Source organism: Hominimerdicola aceti (assembly GCF_025567495.1).
GTDB classification, from domain to species: domain Bacteria; phylum Bacillota; class Clostridia; order Oscillospirales; family Ruminococcaceae; genus Hominimerdicola; species Hominimerdicola aceti.
Genome location: NZ_JAOQJZ010000015.1, coordinates 26364 through 43879, shown reverse-complemented (window position 1 = coordinate 43879; position 17516 = coordinate 26364). Strand labels below are relative to the sequence as shown.

The window sequence follows — 17516 nt, the reverse complement described above, 5'->3', positions numbered from 1 at the left end:
TTAACTGCCCTGAGTGCAGACTTGAGGGGTTGCTGAGGTAAGGTTATAGTCATAATATTAAATAATAAAATAGGCAAGAAGAGGAGATTATTATATGTATATACATTTAAAAATGAGCCTATTGAAAAAATATAGATCATTACCTGTACAAGCAAAAGCATCAATTTGGTTTTTAATATGTGCCTTTTTGCAAAAGGGAATATCAGTATTAACGACGCCGATTTTTACAAGACTTTTAACAGCAGCGGAATATGGACAGTTTAATGTATTTAATTCATGGCTTAGCATTTTACAGATTTTTATTTCTTTAAATTTGTCTTTTGGTGTGTATGCGCAAGGACTTGTGAAATTTTCGGAAGATAGATATGTTTTCTCATCTTCTATGCAAGGTTTATCATCTATATTGAGTGTCTTTTGGACTATTATTTATATATTATTTCATAACCAGTGGAATGAATTATTTGGATTAAATACTCTTCAAATGCTGTCAATGCTGATATTAATTTGGACTACTCAAATATTTAATTTTTGGGCGGCAGAACAAAGGGTTCTTTATAAATACAAAAAATTGGTTATTTTGACGTTAATTGTATCAATTGCTAAGCCGGTGTTAGGGATTCTTTTTATTGAGGTGGCAACGGATAAAGTGACAGCAAGAATTATTAGTTTAATGCTTGTTGAAGTAGTTTGCTTTTTGGGACTTTTTATCAGTCAAATGCGAAGAGGGCATACTTTTTTTAATAAAGCTTATTGGAAATATGCATTATTATTTAATATTCCACTAGTGCCACATTATTTATCTCAAACTGTGTTGAATAGTGCGGATCGAATAATGATAAGCAATATGATTTCAGATAATGCAGCCGGAATATATAGTTTGGCATATTCGCTGGCACTTATAATGACACTTTTTAATACATCTTTAATGCAAACAATAAGTCCATGGATGTTTCAGAAGATAAAAGAAAAACGTGTAAATGATATTTCTTCTATAGCATATATAACATTAATTGTTATTGCAGGTGCTAATTTATTGTTAATTGCACTTGCCCCAGAAGCAGTTGCGTTTTTTGCCCCAGAAGAATATTATGATGCAATTTGGGTTATTCCACCAGTAGCCATGAGTGTGTTTTTTATGTATTGCTATGATTTGTTTGCAAAGTTTGCATTTTATTATGATAAAACAGTATTCGTAATGATAGGAAGTGTTATTGGTGCAATATTAAATATTGTTTTGAATTATATTTTTATTGGTATGTTTGGATATAGGGCAGCAGGATATACAACATTAGTTTGTTATATTATATTTTCAATTGGACATTATATTTTTATGAATATTGTTTGTGATAAATGCTGTGATGGTATTCATCCATATAACATAAAAATTATTTTGGGTATAAGTAGCATTTTTATAGTATGTGGTTTTGCTTTATTATTTACATATTATAATAGATGGCTTAGATATTCTGTCCTTGTTGGATTTGTCGCTATAGGATTATTGTTTAGGAAAAAAGTTATTAAATATTGTAAGAAGATATTAATTATTAGAAAAGGATAAAAGATGAAAGTTGCTATTAGAGATGATGATACATCATATTTTACAAAACCGAAAGATTTACAGAAGGCGTATGATTTTTTAAACGAGGATGATTGTGTATCATTTTCAGTGGTGCCATATACATTTCCTATTCATAGAGATGATGTGTTTCCATATGAAAAAAATAGAAATGGGTTATTATGATATAGCTGAAAATACAGAGCTATTAGAATATTTAAAGGAAAAGTATAAGCAGGGAAAAATTGATATTTTATTACATGGATACTCCCATGAATATCAGTTAAATCAAAAAAAGTGGGTGCTGAAATGAAATGGAAAAGCAGTAAACAACTGAAAAATGAAATACCAAAAGGAAAAAAACATTTAGAAAGTTTACTGGATATGAATATAACGGTGTTTGTTGCGCCGAATAATAGTATTGATAAAAGGGCTATTTCAGTGATAGAGGATCTTCAAATGGATTACTCAGGCATTATTGGAGTGATGGATAGAAAAATAAATTTGAAATATATACATAATTTTATTAGACGATGGGGATTTCGAGCAATAAAGAAAGCGCAATATCCAGGTGTGATGAATTATGGAAAACATAAGGAGCTAAATGCATATACAGTAGATAATTACGAACGTTTGATATATGAATATCATATTTGCAAAGAGAAAAATGTGCCATTTGTTATATATACTCATTATTGGCAATTAAATACGGATGAGAGGGCAAAAATACTAATTGAACAAATATATAATTATGTAATCAAAGATGGTGCGGAGATAGTTCCTTTAAGTGAGTGTTTAAAATAGTATTTGAGGTGATTTTAGATGAAAAAACTGATTTTAATAGGAGCTGGTGGACATGCAAAGTCAGTTGCAGATTCAATTAATAAATCAGAATATGAATTATGTGGATTCATAGATAGCAACAAAAAAGGTATGCATATGGGATTACCAATCTTGGGTACGGGACTTAAAGATATTCCAAATTGTGAAAAATATAGTTATTTTGTTTCTATTGGAGATGTTGGATACCGTAAGTTATGGTTTGACAGAGTTAGAGAACGAAGATTGAACATAATCAATATTATTGATTCTTCAGCAATTATATCGGCCAGTGCAAAAATGGGAATAGGGAATTTTGTAGGTAAAATGGCAGTAATAAATGCTGATGCAGAGATAGGAAATAATAATGTTATAAATACAAAGGCTTTGATTGAACACGAATGTAAAGTGGGTGATCACAATCATTTATCAACAAATTCTGTCATAAATGGAAATGTAATTGTAGGAAATAGTGTTTTTTTGGGCAGTTCATCTGTGTGTAACGGTCAATTGAAAATCGGTTCCAATGCAATTATTGGTTCAGGTAGTGTGATTATTAAAGATATACCGGAGAAAGTAACTGTAGTAGGTGTACCTGCTAGAGTTATAAAGAGGAGAGATTAGAAATGAGTGATATTCAAATTGTTGCAGAGATTGGCTGCAATCATAATGGAAGTGTTGAATTGGCAAAAAAAATGATGAAAAAAGCGAAAGAAGCTGGAGCAGATGCAGTTAAATTCCAAAGTTTTGTGCCAGAAAATCTTGTTTCAAGATATGCCCCTAAAGCCGAATATCAGAAAAAAAATGATGGAAATGGTTCGCAGCTAGATATGTTAAAAAAATTGACATTAACGGAAACTGAATATTTGGAATTGGTACAGTATGCTTCTACTTTAGATATTCAGATTTTTTCTACGCCATTTGATTTTGAATCTTTTTCATTTTTGCAAAAAATCGGTCAGAATATATGGAAAGTACCATCAGGAGAGATTACAAATCTTCCTTATTTACAGAGGGTAGCAGCAATTGAATGTCAAAATAAACAAATTATTTTATCAACAGGAATGTCTACGATTGATGAAGTTAAATATGCAATAAATGTTTTGCGACAAAGTAAAGATACAAGTTTTACGATATTGCATTGTAACACACAATATCCAACAAAACCGGAAGATATGAATTTACGTGCTATGAATAAGCTTCAAGAATTAGCACCAGATTGGAAAATTGGACTTTCAGATCATTCAGAAGGAATTGTTGCTTCTCTTGTGGCTATTGGATTGGGGGCTAAATTTATTGAAAAACACTTTACTTTAGATAAAACTATGCCAGGGCCTGATCATAAAGCGTCAATTACACCGGAAGAACTAAAACAATTGTGTATAGGTGTGCATAAAGCTGAAATTATGCTTGGAAATGAAACGAAAGAAGTGACTGAATCTGAACGAAGCAATATTTTCGTTGCAAGAAAATCTATTGTAGCAAAAAGAAAAATCATGAGAGGTGAAATGTTTTCAGAAGAGAATATCACTTGCAAAAGGCCGGGAAATGGAATTTCTCCAATTCATTGGTATGAGGTGTTGGGGGAAGAAGCTGAAAAAGATTTTGAATTAGATGAGTTGATTTCTTGTAAAGGAGTGAATAGAGAAAATGAATAATTTAGCAATAATACCTGCGAGAAGTGGTTCAAAAGGTTTGAAAGATAAAAATATCAAATTATTAAATGGAAAACCGCTAATTGCATATAGCATAGAAGCAGCGAAGAAATCAGGAATTTATTCACATATATTGGTTTCTACGAATTCTGAAAGATATGGCAAGATTGCAATAAAATATGGAGCAGAAGTACCTTTTTATCGTTCAGAAGAAAATGCGTCAGATGTAGCATCATCATGGGATGTTGTAAAAGAAGTATTGAAAAAATATCAGGAGATGGGAATAGAATTTGATACATTTACACTTTTACAGCCAACATCTCCATTGCGAAAGTACGAAGATATAAAAAAAGCTTATGAGTTATTTAAAGAGAAAGAGGCAATAGCGGTTGTATCAGTTTGCGAAATGGAGCATTCGCCATTGTGGAGCAATACTTTACCAGAAAATAATTCGTTATCCGGTTTTTTGCGGGCAGACAGTAATAAGCAAAGACAGAAGCTGGAAACATATTATAGGATAAATGGGGCAATTTATATGGCGGCTGTAAAGGCTTTTTTGAAAAATACAAATCTGTATAGAGAAGATTGTTATGCATATAAAATGCCTACAGAGCGCAGTATAGATATAGATACAGAACTTGATTTTAAAATTGCCGAAACTATTATAAATCAGTAAAAGAAGGTTAGTATGGGAAAGTATAGAGTTGCGTATGCGACTGGTTCAAGAGCAGATTATGGAATAGTAAAAAAATTTCTAGGATTATTAGATAAAGACAAAGATATTGAGTTTTCAGTATTGGTTACAGGTTCACATTTGGAAGATAAGTTTGGTCACTCTGTAGACATAATACGGCAGGATGGATTTAAAATCGATTTGGAGATTCCACTAAACATAGAGAATGACAGTAATGCGAATGTGATGCATTGCATGGCATCAGCTTTAGATTGTTTTGGAAATTATTTTGAAAATAATAAATTTGATTTATTAATTATACTTGGAGATAGATATGAAATGATGGCGGTTGCAATTGCAGCAGCTATGCAAAGAATCCCAATTTTGCATTTGCATGGCGGAGAAGTTACATATGGCAATTATGATGAATTTATACGTCATTCTATTACTAAAATGAGTCAGTATCATTTCACCAGTACAGAAGTGTATAGAAAACGTGTAATACAGTTAGGAGAAGATCCTAAAAGAGTATTTTATCTTGGGGCATTGGGTGCAGAAAATTGTTGCAAGATAGATGAAGAAAAAGTAATTGAAAAGGTAAAAGAACTTACCGCACAAAAATATTGGGTTGTAGCTTTTCATCCAGAAACACTAACTGCTGTGAAAATGGAAGAACAAGTAAGAGAAATCTTGACTGCATTGCAGAAAAATATGGATGGAATGAGCGTTGTTTTTATGGGGACAAATGCAGACACAAATTCTGATATCATACGTTCTTCATGGCTTAGTTATGTGAATGAACATGAAAATGCGTATTACTATGAAAATTTGAATGTGGATTCTTTTTTATATTTGGTGAAAAATTCTATGGCGTTAATTGGAAATTCGTCATCTGGAATTATTGAAACACCATCATTAGGAAGGTATACAATTAATATCGGCGATAGACAAAGAGGACGAGTGCACGGTAACAGTGTTATTGATGTCACTTGCGACAGTGGTATGATTGGTCAGGCAATGAAAGAGATTATTGGAAAAAATGAAGAAATAATTAATCCGTATTATGTAGAAAATACTGCAGAAAATTATTATAAAAAGACAAAAGAAATATTAGAAAACGGAACATCGATTTTAAAGGAATTTTATGATATATTCTAAATTTCAGTAGAAATAGAAGTGTAAAGCAGGAGGTATACGGACATGAAAATTGCAGTAGCAGGAACAGGATACGTAGGACTGTCAATTGCAACATTGCTTGCACAGCATAATACAGTAACAGCAGTTGACATTATTCCCGAAAAGGTAGAACTTATCAACAACAGAAAGTCACCGATCCAAGATGACTATATCGAGAAATACCTTGCAGAAAAGGAACTTGACCTGACAGCAACTCTTGATTCAGAATCAGCATATAAAGACGCCGATTTTGTAGTTATTGCAGCGCCAACTAATTACGATAGTAAGAAGAATTTCTTCGATACAAGTGCAGTTGAGGCTGTTATCGACCTCGTAATGAAATATAACCCAAATGCAATTATGGTCATCAAATCAACGATCCCTGTAGGATATACAAAGAGTATTCGTGAAAAGACGGGCAGTGAGAATATCATATTCAGCCCTGAATTTCTGAGAGAATCAAAGGCTCTTTATGATAATCTTTATCCGTCAAGAATTATCGTTGGCACCGATATGAATGACGAAAGACTTGTGAAAGCTGCTCATACATTTGCAGAGCTTCTCCAGCAGGGTGCGATAAAGGAAAATATTGATACGCTGTTTATGGGCTTTACGGAAGCCGAGGCCGTTAAGCTTTTTGCAAATACATATCTCGCACTCAGAGTTTCATATTTCAATGAACTTGATACTTATGCTGAAATGAAGGGACTTAATACTCAGCAGATCATTGACGGTGTGTGCCTTGACCCAAGAATCGGTACACACTATAACAATCCAAGCTTTGGATATGGTGGATATTGTCTGCCAAAGGATACAAAACAGTTGCTTGCAAACTATGAAGATGTACCGCAGAATATGATGTCTGCTATAGTTGAATCTAATAAAACAAGAAAAGACTTTATTGCTGACAGAGTTCTTGATAAGGCTGGCTATTATAGTTCAAATAGCGAATGGAATGCAGATTTTGAGAAGAAGATCGTTATTGGAGTATTCCGCTTAACAATGAAATCCAATAGTGATAACTTCCGTCAGTCTTCAATACAGGGTGTTATGAAGCGTGTTAAGGCTAAAGGTGCGGAAGTCATCATATATGAGCCTACGCTAAAAGACGGAGAAACTTTCTTCGGAAGCGTTGTGGTGAATGATCTTGCAAAATTCAAGGAAATGTCTGACGCAATCATTGCAAACAGATATGATTCTTGCCTTGATGATGTTGAGGACAAGGTGTATACAAGAGATATATTTAGAAGAGATTAAAAGGAGACACTTTTATGTGCGGAATTGTTGGATTTACTGGAAATAACGAGGCAGCCCCAATACTCTTGGACGGCCTGTCAAAGCTTGAGTATAGAGGCTATGACTCTGCCGGTATCGCTGTAAGAAACGGTGACGCAGAGCCTGAGATCGTAAAGGCCAAAGGTAAGCTGAAAGTCCTAAAGGAAATGACTAACGACGGAAAAGCTGTAAAAGGCGCCTGCGGTATAGGCCATACCCGTTGGGCTACCCATGGCGAGCCGTCAACTGTAAACGCCCACCCTCATTGCAGCGACGATGAAAATGTTATCGCCGTACATAATGGTATTATCGAAAACTATCAGGAGCTTCGTGAAAAGCTTATCAAAAAAGGATATACCTTTAAGTCTGAAACTGATACAGAAGTTGCCGTAAAGCTTATTGACTATTATTACAAAAAGTACCTGGGTACTCCTGTTGACGCCCTTAATCATGCTCTTGTCCGTATCCGTGGCTCTTATGCCCTCGCTGTTATGTTCAAGGACTATCCCGGGGAAATATATGCCGCAAGAAAAGACAGCCCTATGATAATAGGCGTTACAGGCGGCGAAAGCTACCTCGCCTCTGACGTCCCTGCAATTCTTAAGTATACAAGAAATGTCTACTATATAGGCAATATGGAGCTTGCAAAACTTACAAAGGGCGCAGTTGCTTTCTACAACCTCGATGGCGAAGAAATACAGAAAGAAATGAAAACTATCGAGTGGGACGCAGAAGCTGCAGAAAAAAGCGGCTATGAGCATTTTATGCTCAAAGAAATACACGAACAGCCAAAGGTGATAAAGGATACTATCAATTCTGTACTTACAGATGAAAATATTAGCTTTGAAAGCGTCGGACTCTCTGACGAGGATATGAAAAATATCCAGCAGGTGTATATAGTTGCTTGCGGTTCTGCCTACCATGTGGGTATGGTGGCTCAGTATGTTATCGAAGAGCTGACTTCACTATCTGTCCGTGTGGAGCTTGCTTCTGAGTTCAGATACAGACAAATGAAGCTTGCAAAAAATAGCCTCGCTATCATCATAAGCCAGTCAGGCGAAACTGCCGACAGCCTTGCAGCATTAAGACTTTGTAAGGATAAAGGAGTAAGAACTCTCGGTATCGTAAATGTGGTTGGCTCATCGATCGCAAGAGAAGCCGATAATGTCTTCTATACCCTCGCAGGCCCTGAAATATCTGTCGCAACCACTAAAGCCTATAGCTGTCAGCTCGTTGCCGCATATCTCCTTGCAATGCAGTTTGCAAAGGCAAGAGGGGAGATATCCGACGAAAGATTTGCTCAGCTCGTTGAGGAGATCAATACTATCCCTGAAAAGATAGAGAAAATTCTCGAGGATAAGGAACGCTTGCAGTGGTTCGCTTCAAAGGTAGTGAATATAAAGGACGCATTCTTTATTGGCAGAGGTATCGACTATGCAGTAGGTATGGAGGGAAGCCTTAAACTCAAAGAAATAAGCTATATCCATTCCGAAGCCTATGCGGCAGGTGAGCTTAAGCATGGCCCTATCAGCCTTATCGAGGACGGAACTGTCGTGTTCAGCGTGGTAACTCAGTCTGCACTTTATGAAAAGACCATAAGCAATATGGTCGAGGTAAAGAGCCGTGGAGCAAAGCTTTTCGGACTTACTACCTATGGGAACTATGCTATGGAGGACGTTGCTGACTTCACAGTTTACACTCCAAGGATAGATAACCTTTTTGCGGCAAGCCTTTCAGTAGTACCGCTTCAGCTTTTGTCATATTATGTATCAGTAGGAAAGGGCTATGACGTTGATAAGCCGAGAAATCTTGCAAAGAGCGTTACGGTGGAGTAAAAAGAGAAAAATACTTACATCGCTGTTTGCAGTGTACATCTTTGCCGTCCTCTGGCTCACACTTTTAGACCGACAGTGGGGAGAACGTCGGGCGGAGCTTGTGCCCTTCTGGGAGGTGCGAAACCTTTTGGAGAACATAAGCATCAAGTATCTGCGGGATTTTTGGCTATTACAGATATTCGGAAACATTGCAATGTTTATACCCTTGGGAGTTTTGCTTCCGTATCTTTGCGGTATCACGAAGTTCAAAAAAGTTTTCCTTATGTCCCTTGCCTTTTCAGCAGGTATTGAGATAACTCAGTATATCACAGGCAGAGGACTTTGTGAGAATTTGATGATGTTTTCAACAACACTCTTGGGGCATGCGTGGGGTTCACATCTTGGCGTTTAAAGATGAGATACAATAAAAAATACAAGAATGAGCAAAGTCCGTGGTAACAGGCTTTGCTCTAAGGCAATATATTTTAGTATTGCCTTTTTGCAAGCATAGTACAATGGTCAGTATACAAGCTTCCCAAGCTTGGGATGCGGGTTCGATTCCCGTTGCTTGCTCCAAATAGCTGAGCAGACGTTTTGCCACGTCTGCTTTTTCTGTATTCGGTTATTGATTTTTTACAGATTTTATAGTATAATTAGGATTGTAAAAATAATTGCTATCAATAACTTGGTTGGACTTTGGCACGTTCACTTCGTGCAGGCGATGTTCTTGTACTTTCAAATGGTGAACTTGTAACTGTTGAATGGGTTCAGCACGAGATTCTTGAATCACCTATCAAGGTTTATAACTTTGAGGTTGAGGATTTCCATACTTACTTTGTGGGCGAGTGTGGGGTGCTGGTACATAATGATTGTAATACAGGAAAATATAAAGAATTACGGGGCGAGGAAGGAAAAGAATCCCACCATATTATTCAAAATGCTTCTGTAAAAGATATGCCTGGATATAGCAGTAGTAACGCTCCAGCTATTTCTTTAGAGGGACCTTCGACGAGGATGGGAACAGAGCACTACAAAGCAACCCAATTCCAAAGTCATAATAATTATGGAGGTACTTATGGTGATGAGAGAAAAGTTGCATATATTTCACTAAGAAAAGCAGGAAAAACTAAAGAAGAAGCTTTTCAAGCAATTAATTACGCTGATAAATATTTTGTTGGTGAGTTGGGTTGGGATTTCACTACTATTACAAGTATTCCGAAAAATAGGAGATGAAAAATATGCATGGATATCAAATACGAACACTTATTGAAAAAATGTATCTAATTCAAAGACTAATAGTGGAACAGAATTGGGACGAACTGAAAAAAACATGTAAAATAGCGTGTGAAGTTGAGGAGATTCTTTATGAAATAAATCAATATCCAGGAAAAATCACATGCTGTGAAAACATTAATGATTTTTTTGATACATTAGTTTTGGGAGATTTCGATGGATTTAACATTTACGCTACAATCGATTTTTGGTATGATAATGAGCAAAGTGATTTATCTATGGAATGTTATGCAGAGTTTTATGGTAGATTATTAAAAAGCATCACGCTTAATAAAGTTCATGTTTTTTGAATGAATGCTAGTTGTGATTAATGGCTAGGTGGGGTTAAACTTTTGAGAAATTGGGGCTTTAGTGAGAAATGCCATAATTAGCACGAAATTCTTGAATCACCTATCAAAGTTTATAACTTTGAGGTTGAGGATTTCCATACTTACTTTGTGGGCGAAAATGGGATTTTTGTTCATAATGGGTGTGGGGATAATTCTTGGAATGATTATCAGAAAGAACATGCTGGTGAAGGTAAGAACAGGTCAGAACTCGCAGCTGAATATAATGCTACTAAACCTGTTAAATCTACTAATAGTAAAGGTAAAGTTCATGGGAACTCTCTTGATTATGAGGGTACTAATTATGGATATGAATTAAAGGATAGGACTACTGGTGAAACTTTGAAATATGGAGAATCCATTGATCCGCAAAAAAGATATTCTCAAGCTGAATTGGATCGTTACAACGCAGATATGTATATACAAGTTCAAGGAAGTAAAAGAGAAATTCATAACTGGCAACATGAAAAAATATTAGATTACATGTATGTGACAGATCAACACCCTCTATTAAATAAATCTTTATGGTAAGGTGGTGAATAACTTGAGATTATTTATATCTACTGAAGCTCAATCATCATCAGGACATATTATTTCAAATATACGCAATCAGATTGAAAGTAGAATTGGAAATATAGAAGTTACAAATTACACAAATGATTTAGATAGTATTGGTATAATAATCAACTGTTTTGATAAAAACTTTTTGTCAGTTGGTTTTGGGAAGACTAGAAAGTACATTAGTTATAAAAATCGTTATGCTGATATTAGATTAAATATCCCGTTCGAAGAGTTTATGGAAGCTGATAAAGATAAAAGAATTGATATGGTCAAAAATAACATATATGAATCTATTCGAATTATTGATAGTAAGCTAAATAAGAAAAATGGATGTAAATTTGATGGGGAACGAATGATATCAGATATAGAAGAAAAATTGAAATAAAAAGAAACACTGTTTACAAAGGTATAAGTTAGCTAGTATCTGTTACTTTTCAACAGATACGCATATGTCAACGGCAATCCGATAAGCCTGAACGACCCGTCCGGACTAAGTCCGTTTCTTAACTGGCTTGACGGAATTACGGGACATGATATTCTTGATCTGCTTGGAATGCTTCCGGGTATTGGATTTGTATTTGATGGAATCAACGCTGCTTGGTATGCCCAAGAGGGAGATTATTACAACGCAGCTTGCAGCCTTGTGTCAGCATTGCCAGGAGCGGGCGACGCATTAGGCGTGTTTGCGAAAACAGGAAAGTCATGTAAACTTGTAACTGCATTCCATAAAACAGGATCAGCAGGAAATCTTATGATCGGCTCATATGAATTGGGAAAAACGGCTGATAAATACATAAGTGGAGATGCAAGTTTCACCTGGGAAGAGATAAAGGGCGACTTATTTAAAGTTGCAATGACAGGAACGTCAATGTGGGGTTCTGCAAAGGACTTTGGCACTTCGTATTGCTTTGTTGCGGGTACGCTTGTAACTACTGAGGACGGACAAGAACCGATTGAAGAAATCGAAGTCGGCGATAAGGTTCTTTCGGAGGACGAAACAACTGGTGAAGTAGCTGTTAAAACGGTTACTGAAACTTATATCAATGAAACAGACGAGCTTATTCATATTGGTGTAAATGGCGAAACAATTTCTGCTACGCCGACACACCCATTCTATGTTGATAAACTTGGTTGGACACTTGCAAGAAGCCTGAGAGCAGGAGATATACTTGTTCTTTCAAATGGCGAACTTGTTACAGTTGAATGGGTTCAGCACGAAATACTTGAATCACCTATCAAGGTTTATAACTTTGAGGTTGAGGATTTCCATACTTACTTTGTTGGTGAGTGTGGAGTGCTGGTACATAATGATTGTGATGATTTTGATACATGGCTAAGTAAAGGTGATTCCGATAATAGTGTATATTTTGGAAAGATCGACGGTGATTATAAATACACAGGAATAACTAAGCAGTCTAAGAAAGCAAGACTTCAACAGCACAATTACGCTCCCACATCAAAAAGTAAATCAAAGCATATGTCTAAAAATTTTGATGATCTTGATATACAAACAAGTGGATTAACTCGAAATCAAGCGAGAGCAATTGAACAATATTACATAGAAAATGGACCTAATGAATTAAATAAAATTAATAGTATTAGTAATAATCATAGGTATTATGATAAAGCAAATGAATGGGCTGAGAAATATATTGCTGATTATAATTTGCCGAGGTTTTAATTATGAAATATAATGATAATAATATTTTGCTAAAAGAATGGCATGAGAGATATAACAAACAAAATGAGCCTATAAAAAAAGAATTAGACAGATTGCATGACGATTTAGTTCAAGGCAAAAATCATAATTTTCAGTTGCTGAAAATAAAAAGGTCATATAAATATCCCGAAAAAGGTGACATATTTGTTTTCCAGCCACGGCAAAATATATTTTTTTATGGATTGGTTTTGAATGCCCATGTAAATAATATGCAGGGTGAAGATATGTATGTTGTTGCATTGTTCAGAAGTAAATCAAAAAGTGTTGATGAGCTTTCGTTTAAATTAGATTATTCTGAACTTTTGCTTGCGCCGCTTATGGTTGATAGGTTTTATTGGACAAAGGGACTATTTTACAATGTTAGTCATATTGACAATTTAGGAACGCCCCCAAGTTATGGCTTTTTCAAAATAGCACGCGTAAAACCATTTTGGAATGAATTTGACGAACCGCTTGAACAACGTCCCGAATATTTGTCATCTGGTGCTCAAACCTCTGTAGGCGTAGGATATAAAGTTAATAAGGAACTGATTATCAACAAGAAATTATTGGAGTTCGACGATTAGAAAAAATGGATGGTATTCTGATATACATAAAGGTTGTTGATACAATCTATTAAAAATTTAGGGCAGTAATTTAGTGAATTATTGCTCTAAATCACGATAAGAATGCAGTATATTGTAGGCACAGGAGCATTTTCAAAAGCCGGAAAATCATGCAGGCTTTTAACTGCATTCCATAAAACAGGATCAGCAGGAAATCTTATGATCGGCTCATATGAATTGGGAAAAACGGCTGATAAATACATAAGTGGAGATGCAAGTTTCACCTGGGAAGAGATAAAGGGCGACTTATTTAAAGTTGCAATGACAGGAACGTCAATGTGGGGGTCTGCAAAGGACTTCGGCACTTCGTATTGCTTTGTTGCCGGTACACTTGTGACTACTGAGGACGGGCAAGAACCGATTGAAGAAATCGAAGTCGGCGATAAGGTTCTTTCGGAGGACGAAACAACTGGTGAAGTAGCAGTTAAAACGGTTACTGAAACCTATATCAATGAAACAGACGAGCTTATCCATATTGGTGTAAACGGCGAAACTATTTCTGCTACGCCGACACACCCATTCTATGTTGATAAACTTGGTTGGACTTTAGCACGTTTAAATACAAAAAAAGCAAAGCCCATAATGAACAGGCTTTGCTTTTTGCACATATAAGATGTTATTTCACCAAATAATGCAAGATAGTAGTATCTGTGCGGAAGTGGTGGAGTATGAACAAGCTCACATACATTGCTGCTACTCGATCGTAGACAACTGGCTTGTTGATAGATTCGGCTGCCTTTTTGTTGTATCCTCTTAATCGATAAGGTTTGTTAAGATCCTCTTTGAGTTTCCTCTTATTGCGTTTAAACTCATCTTCGATTGCTTGAATATACTCAGCACGTTTTGATGGATCATTTTCCATTTCTTTTAAAACTGTGTAATAGGTATTCTGTGCACATATTGCTCTACAGTAATGGAGTGCATCTGGAACGCGTGCTTCTGTCTTTGTTAACAAAGAATCACTACCTTTCTCTTCTGCTTCTCTAATATATTCTTTTAGCTTCGAAACTTCAACTATTCCTTTCAATACAGTACGATTATGTTTTCCGCCTTTTCCAATACTATAAATGTGAACTGTTTGGCAGTCAATGAATTTTATATCATCGACTTTTAAGTGGCCGAGCTCGCGGCGTCTTAAACCTGTGGTTAATGCAACATCACGGGTTGTTTCACCCGTTTCAGTATTGTATTTTGTCGGATCATTCTTTAAATGAACCCCATGGCGAGGAGGGTGTCTAAATTCAATTGTCCTTCTTCCGAAAACTTTACAAAGTGCAGAAAGATCAGTGGGATTTATTTTATGGCTGAGTAAAGAGAAATAGACAGTAAAGGTGATAAATATGTTTGAATCAACACGAAAGAAAAAGAAAGATAAGAAACATTTGATAGGTTCTGCTGTTGTAGCTGATCATGCTGCTGTGGAAATGACAGAGAAAGCAAATGTGGAGTATCATAAACCCAAATATTCATCTCAAAATAGGAAAAAGTTTTATGATAATCATTCGGCGTTAAATAACGCAAAAGACAAAGCTTTTAAAAATGGTGAAAATGCAATTGATCCTTATTCGGGTAAGAATTTGGTGAAAACACAAAAAGAGGCTGTTGCAAACTATGGTGATGATTGGCAAGCTCATGTTGCTGAATCTGATCATATATATCCGCTAAATAAGGGTGTAAAAGATTTTCAAGATGACGCATTCTTAAAGACCGATGACATAAAAGAGATCATGAATAGTGAAGATAATATTCAGATTATTTCAAGGAAGAATAATCAGACAGGCGGTAAAGGCGGTCAAACTCAAAAAGAATGGAGTACGGATCAAGAGGAAATGGAGCGCCTTGGCAAAGATAGCGGACGTTCATCTTCGGAAGTATCAGAACAGATAGTTGAAGAGGGCGAAAGAGCCAAGGAGATAATAGATAAGCGGAAAAAAGCCAGAGTAAGAGAAAATGTTATTAAAACTGCAAATTCATCAGGTTTATATGCGGCGGGACTTTCTGCGGCATATACCGGTACAACATCAACAATAAGTAATATATCGGCTGTTGTAAGTGGTGAAAAAGATCTAGATGATGCTTTGCTTGAAATCACTGAGGATACAGTAAAGGCGACAACAAAAGGGTATGCTTACGGCGCAGGCACAACTACATTAAATCATTTCATGTCAAGTTCGACCTCAAAATTTATTGCATTTTTGGGTAAAAATAATGTGCCTGGCAAAATTATTTCTGCAGTGTCAGTTACAGGAGAAACAGTTTGTAAATGGGCAGACGGAACAATATCTGACGAAGAGTGTATTAGGGAAGTTGGGAAAAACGGTTCAACCTTTGTTGGCTCAAAAATCGGCTCAGTGGTTGGAAACTGGCTGATCCCTATTCCTGTTTTTGACGAAATTGTTGGCTGTATGTTAGGAGGTACATTATTCAATTATGTGTATAATTGGGTAACGAGTCTGACAGACAAATATGCAGAAGTAAAACGTGAAGAAAGGGAACGCATTGAAGAATTAAAACTTAAGGCTGCATTAGAATTGCAACGACAAAAGGAATTTCAGGAGATATTTAAAAGCACATCTATTAATGCTATTGAAAATTCATTAATATTTATATTGAAAAGTGAAACATTCAAAGAACTTATAATCGAGATCAAGTCTTATTTTGTACATCATGCAGAAATTGAGTTAGAAATTGCTATGAGCATCGACGTCATGCTGAGATTGAGATATTATAGAGAAAGACTTGATGAGTATGCAAGTCGGTATTGTGAGGATCTTAGAGAGTTTTTTGATGAATCGTTTGAAGCAATGGATATTTTCTTGAAAAATAAGGAGTATGATAATGCGATCGCTGCGTCAAATAGCGTGACAATTGCATTTGGAGGAAAACCAGCAATAGAAAGCACAGAAGATCTTATACAGAAAATCACGAAAAAAGAAAAAATCAAAATTTAATGTTGAGATGTGAGATATGGATACTAATAAAAACAAATATGACGAAAAAAGTAATATTTTTCTGATAGGTGGTTTAATATTTACGGCTGCTAATGTAGTGGTAGGTGGTATTGGAAATATAGTATCTGGAGTATTCAAGAAAAAAGGAAAAGCTATCATAGATGAGGCTCAAAAACGATATGATCTGATACAAAGTGATTATCAATTAGCGTTAGATACTATAAAAGAAAAAGCATTGCATATTGTTGAGCTTAGAAAATCTATATATAAAAAAGAAGAAAAACGATTTTTCAAAGCGTTAAAAAGGTTGTCTCCTAATTTTGAGTGTACAATTTCTGGCGAAACAAATTGGATAACTGAGATAGAAACTTGTTTGAATAATATCGACGTAAATTTATCAAACATTGACATCTATATCAATAATTATACAATAATAGAGCAAAATAGAGATAACAGTGATCTTAACTATTTACTTCAGGACCTTTTTTCAGAACATAAGTTAGCACAGCTTTATGATGATGGAAAAGAAATACTTAATATAATGAAAAATAAAGAAAAAGACGAATACAAAGAAAGAATTGATGAAATAAAACTAAATAACGTAGAAAATCTGTTAGAAGCCTGCACTTGTTCGGTTTTAGCTTCTTTAAATAGTATTAAAAATGTTTTTTCATCAAAATCTTTTGTAGATAATGCACGGCTTTTCTCTCAAAAATGCGATGAAGAAATTGAAAAGCTGAAATTAGCTAAAACTATGCTTGACAATACATTGAAGATGATCAGCCTGCAAATAAAAGCGCTTTATGAGTGTGATAAGGTAATGCGAAATTATGTTCAGCAAACTATTGATCTAATAAAAGAAAAAGACAGCTTGATACATTTCAGAAGAATATCTTTAAATAAATTTACACATGATGAAATAGGTGAGATCGCTTTTACGATATCAATAGTGCATAATGTAAATGTTATACTTAACCAGCCACTTTTTCAGGAAAATGGTTTAGAATACAATGGGGATATGAGTGACTTTAATGATGCGTATCAAAGTGTTATAAATGCAAGGAAATTGATAAAAAATGATGAGTGGGATTGA

General features: G+C 35.3%; 20 protein-coding genes and 1 tRNA gene. 20 read left to right on the top strand and 1 reads right to left on the bottom strand.

Features of this window, described 5'->3' with window-relative positions; translation table 11 throughout:
* Positions 1-94 precede the first annotated feature (94 nt).
* The 18 genes from OCV57_RS12550 (at position 95) to OCV57_RS12465 (ending at position 14084) form a co-directional block, all read left to right on the top strand.
* The gene (locus tag OCV57_RS12550) at positions 95-1558 is read left to right on the top strand and encodes a lipopolysaccharide biosynthesis protein (RefSeq protein ID WP_117957594.1); all 1464 of its coding nucleotides are present in this window, start codon (positions 95-97) and stop codon (positions 1556-1558) included.
* Positions 1559-1712: 154 nt separating this feature from the next.
* Positions 1713-1868, top strand: coding sequence for a hypothetical protein (locus OCV57_RS12545; RefSeq protein ID WP_242989253.1), 156 nt, complete (start codon positions 1713-1715; stop codon positions 1866-1868).
* Complete coding sequence (locus OCV57_RS12540; RefSeq protein WP_242989254.1) at positions 1865-2359, top strand: hypothetical protein; 495 nt, start codon at positions 1865-1867, stop codon at positions 2357-2359. Before OCV57_RS12545 ends, OCV57_RS12540 begins: the two co-directional genes overlap by 4 nt.
* Positions 2360-2377: 18 nt before the next feature.
* The gene (locus OCV57_RS12535) at positions 2378-2998 is read left to right on the top strand and encodes an acetyltransferase (protein ID WP_117957592.1); all 621 of its coding nucleotides are present in this window, start codon (positions 2378-2380) and stop codon (positions 2996-2998) included.
* A 2-nt stretch (positions 2999-3000) separates the two neighbouring features.
* Positions 3001-4032 carry an N-acetylneuraminate synthase gene (gene neuB / locus OCV57_RS12530; protein WP_117957590.1) on the top strand — a complete coding sequence of 344 codons (1032 nt, stop codon included), beginning with the start codon at positions 3001-3003 and terminating at the stop codon, positions 4030-4032.
* A complete protein-coding gene (locus OCV57_RS12525) occupies positions 4025-4705 on the top strand; it encodes an acylneuraminate cytidylyltransferase family protein (RefSeq protein WP_117928081.1) in 681 nt (226 codons plus the stop codon). Before neuB ends, OCV57_RS12525 begins: the two co-directional genes overlap by 8 nt.
* A 12-nt stretch (positions 4706-4717) precedes the next feature.
* Positions 4718-5860: a UDP-N-acetylglucosamine 2-epimerase gene (gene neuC, locus OCV57_RS12520; RefSeq protein WP_117957588.1), complete on the top strand. Its 1143-nt coding sequence runs from the start codon at positions 4718-4720 to the stop codon at positions 5858-5860.
* Between the two features lie 42 nt (positions 5861-5902).
* On the top strand, positions 5903-7135 hold the full coding sequence (locus tag OCV57_RS12515) for a nucleotide sugar dehydrogenase (RefSeq protein WP_267301830.1): 1233 nt from the start codon (positions 5903-5905) through the stop codon (positions 7133-7135).
* A gap of 14 nt (positions 7136-7149) precedes the next feature.
* Positions 7150-8988 carry a glutamine--fructose-6-phosphate transaminase (isomerizing) gene (glmS, locus tag OCV57_RS12510; protein WP_267301829.1) on the top strand — a complete coding sequence of 613 codons (1839 nt, stop codon included), beginning with the start codon at positions 7150-7152 and terminating at the stop codon, positions 8986-8988.
* Positions 8939-9379, top strand: coding sequence for a VanZ family protein (locus tag OCV57_RS12505; RefSeq protein WP_267301828.1), 441 nt, complete (start codon positions 8939-8941; stop codon positions 9377-9379). The genes glmS and OCV57_RS12505 overlap by 50 nt, the downstream gene beginning before the upstream one ends.
* 89 nt (positions 9380-9468) lie before the next feature.
* Positions 9469-9543, top strand: a tRNA-Gly gene (locus OCV57_RS12500).
* Between the two features lie 120 nt (positions 9544-9663).
* Positions 9664-10200: a polymorphic toxin-type HINT domain-containing protein gene (locus OCV57_RS12495; protein WP_267301827.1), complete on the top strand. Its 537-nt coding sequence runs from the start codon at positions 9664-9666 to the stop codon at positions 10198-10200.
* A 5-nt stretch (positions 10201-10205) separates the two neighbouring features.
* Positions 10206-10550, top strand: a complete 345-nt coding sequence (locus tag OCV57_RS12490) for a DUF7668 domain-containing protein (RefSeq protein ID WP_038670967.1) — start codon at positions 10206-10208, stop codon at positions 10548-10550.
* Positions 10551-10637: 87 nt separating this feature from the next.
* Complete coding sequence (locus tag OCV57_RS12485; protein WP_117938533.1) at positions 10638-11117, top strand: polymorphic toxin-type HINT domain-containing protein; 480 nt, start codon at positions 10638-10640, stop codon at positions 11115-11117.
* A gap of 13 nt (positions 11118-11130) precedes the next feature.
* On the top strand, positions 11131-11532 hold the full coding sequence (locus tag OCV57_RS12480) for an Imm44 family immunity protein (protein ID WP_171028840.1): 402 nt from the start codon (positions 11131-11133) through the stop codon (positions 11530-11532).
* A gap of 168 nt (positions 11533-11700) precedes the next feature.
* Positions 11701-12828 (top strand): polymorphic toxin-type HINT domain-containing protein, encoded by a 1128-nt coding sequence (locus OCV57_RS12475; protein WP_267301825.1) that lies wholly within the window; start codon positions 11701-11703, stop codon positions 12826-12828.
* Between the two features lie 2 nt (positions 12829-12830).
* Positions 12831-13433, top strand: coding sequence for an Imm26 family immunity protein (locus OCV57_RS12470; RefSeq protein WP_117928289.1), 603 nt, complete (start codon positions 12831-12833; stop codon positions 13431-13433).
* Positions 13434-13535: 102 nt separating this feature from the next.
* The gene (locus OCV57_RS12465; protein ID WP_267301824.1) at positions 13536-14084 is read left to right on the top strand and encodes an HINT domain-containing protein; all 549 of its coding nucleotides are present in this window, start codon (positions 13536-13538) and stop codon (positions 14082-14084) included.
* A gap of 4 nt (positions 14085-14088) precedes the next feature.
* Here the strand turns inward: OCV57_RS12465 and OCV57_RS12460 are convergent, their stop codons facing one another.
* Entirely contained in the window at positions 14089-14499 is a 411-nt protein-coding gene (locus OCV57_RS12460; protein ID WP_267301823.1) for a hypothetical protein, read from the bottom strand.
* Between the two features lie 313 nt (positions 14500-14812).
* Here OCV57_RS12460 and OCV57_RS12455 point away from each other — a divergent pair, with 313 nt between their 5' ends.
* Positions 14813-16423 (top strand): hypothetical protein, encoded by a 1611-nt coding sequence (locus OCV57_RS12455; protein WP_117958500.1) that lies wholly within the window; start codon positions 14813-14815, stop codon positions 16421-16423.
* A gap of 16 nt (positions 16424-16439) precedes the next feature.
* On the top strand, positions 16440-17516 hold the full coding sequence (locus tag OCV57_RS12450; protein ID WP_117958501.1) for a hypothetical protein: 1077 nt from the start codon (positions 16440-16442) through the stop codon (positions 17514-17516).

Bases quoted from the DNA above. Each gene is read 5' to 3' on its own strand.
- OCV57_RS12550 (WP_117957594.1), top strand. From the start codon at position 95: ATGTATATACATTTAAAAATGAGCCTATTGAAAAAATATAGATCATTA.
- OCV57_RS12545 (WP_242989253.1), top strand. From the start codon at position 1,713: ATGAAAAAAATAGAAATGGGTTATTATGATATAGCTGAAAATACAGAG.
- OCV57_RS12540 (WP_242989254.1), top strand. From the start codon at position 1,865: ATGAAATGGAAAAGCAGTAAACAACTGAAAAATGAAATACCAAAAGGA.
- OCV57_RS12535 (WP_117957592.1), top strand. From the start codon at position 2,378: ATGAAAAAACTGATTTTAATAGGAGCTGGTGGACATGCAAAGTCAGTT.
- neuB (WP_117957590.1), top strand. From the start codon at position 3,001: ATGAGTGATATTCAAATTGTTGCAGAGATTGGCTGCAATCATAATGGA.
- OCV57_RS12525 (WP_117928081.1), top strand. From the start codon at position 4,025: ATGAATAATTTAGCAATAATACCTGCGAGAAGTGGTTCAAAAGGTTTG.
- neuC (WP_117957588.1), top strand. From the start codon at position 4,718: ATGGGAAAGTATAGAGTTGCGTATGCGACTGGTTCAAGAGCAGATTAT.
- OCV57_RS12515 (WP_267301830.1), top strand. From the start codon at position 5,903: ATGAAAATTGCAGTAGCAGGAACAGGATACGTAGGACTGTCAATTGCA.
- glmS (WP_267301829.1), top strand. From the start codon at position 7,150: ATGTGCGGAATTGTTGGATTTACTGGAAATAACGAGGCAGCCCCAATA.
- OCV57_RS12505 (WP_267301828.1), top strand. From the start codon at position 8,939: ATGACGTTGATAAGCCGAGAAATCTTGCAAAGAGCGTTACGGTGGAGT.
- OCV57_RS12490 (WP_038670967.1), top strand. From the start codon at position 10,206: ATGCATGGATATCAAATACGAACACTTATTGAAAAAATGTATCTAATT.
- OCV57_RS12475 (WP_267301825.1), top strand. From the start codon at position 11,701: ATGCTTCCGGGTATTGGATTTGTATTTGATGGAATCAACGCTGCTTGG.
- OCV57_RS12470 (WP_117928289.1), top strand. From the start codon at position 12,831: ATGAAATATAATGATAATAATATTTTGCTAAAAGAATGGCATGAGAGA.
- OCV57_RS12465 (WP_267301824.1), top strand. From the start codon at position 13,536: ATGCAGTATATTGTAGGCACAGGAGCATTTTCAAAAGCCGGAAAATCA.
- OCV57_RS12455 (WP_117958500.1), top strand. From the start codon at position 14,813: ATGTTTGAATCAACACGAAAGAAAAAGAAAGATAAGAAACATTTGATA.
- OCV57_RS12450 (WP_117958501.1), top strand. From the start codon at position 16,440: ATGGATACTAATAAAAACAAATATGACGAAAAAAGTAATATTTTTCTG.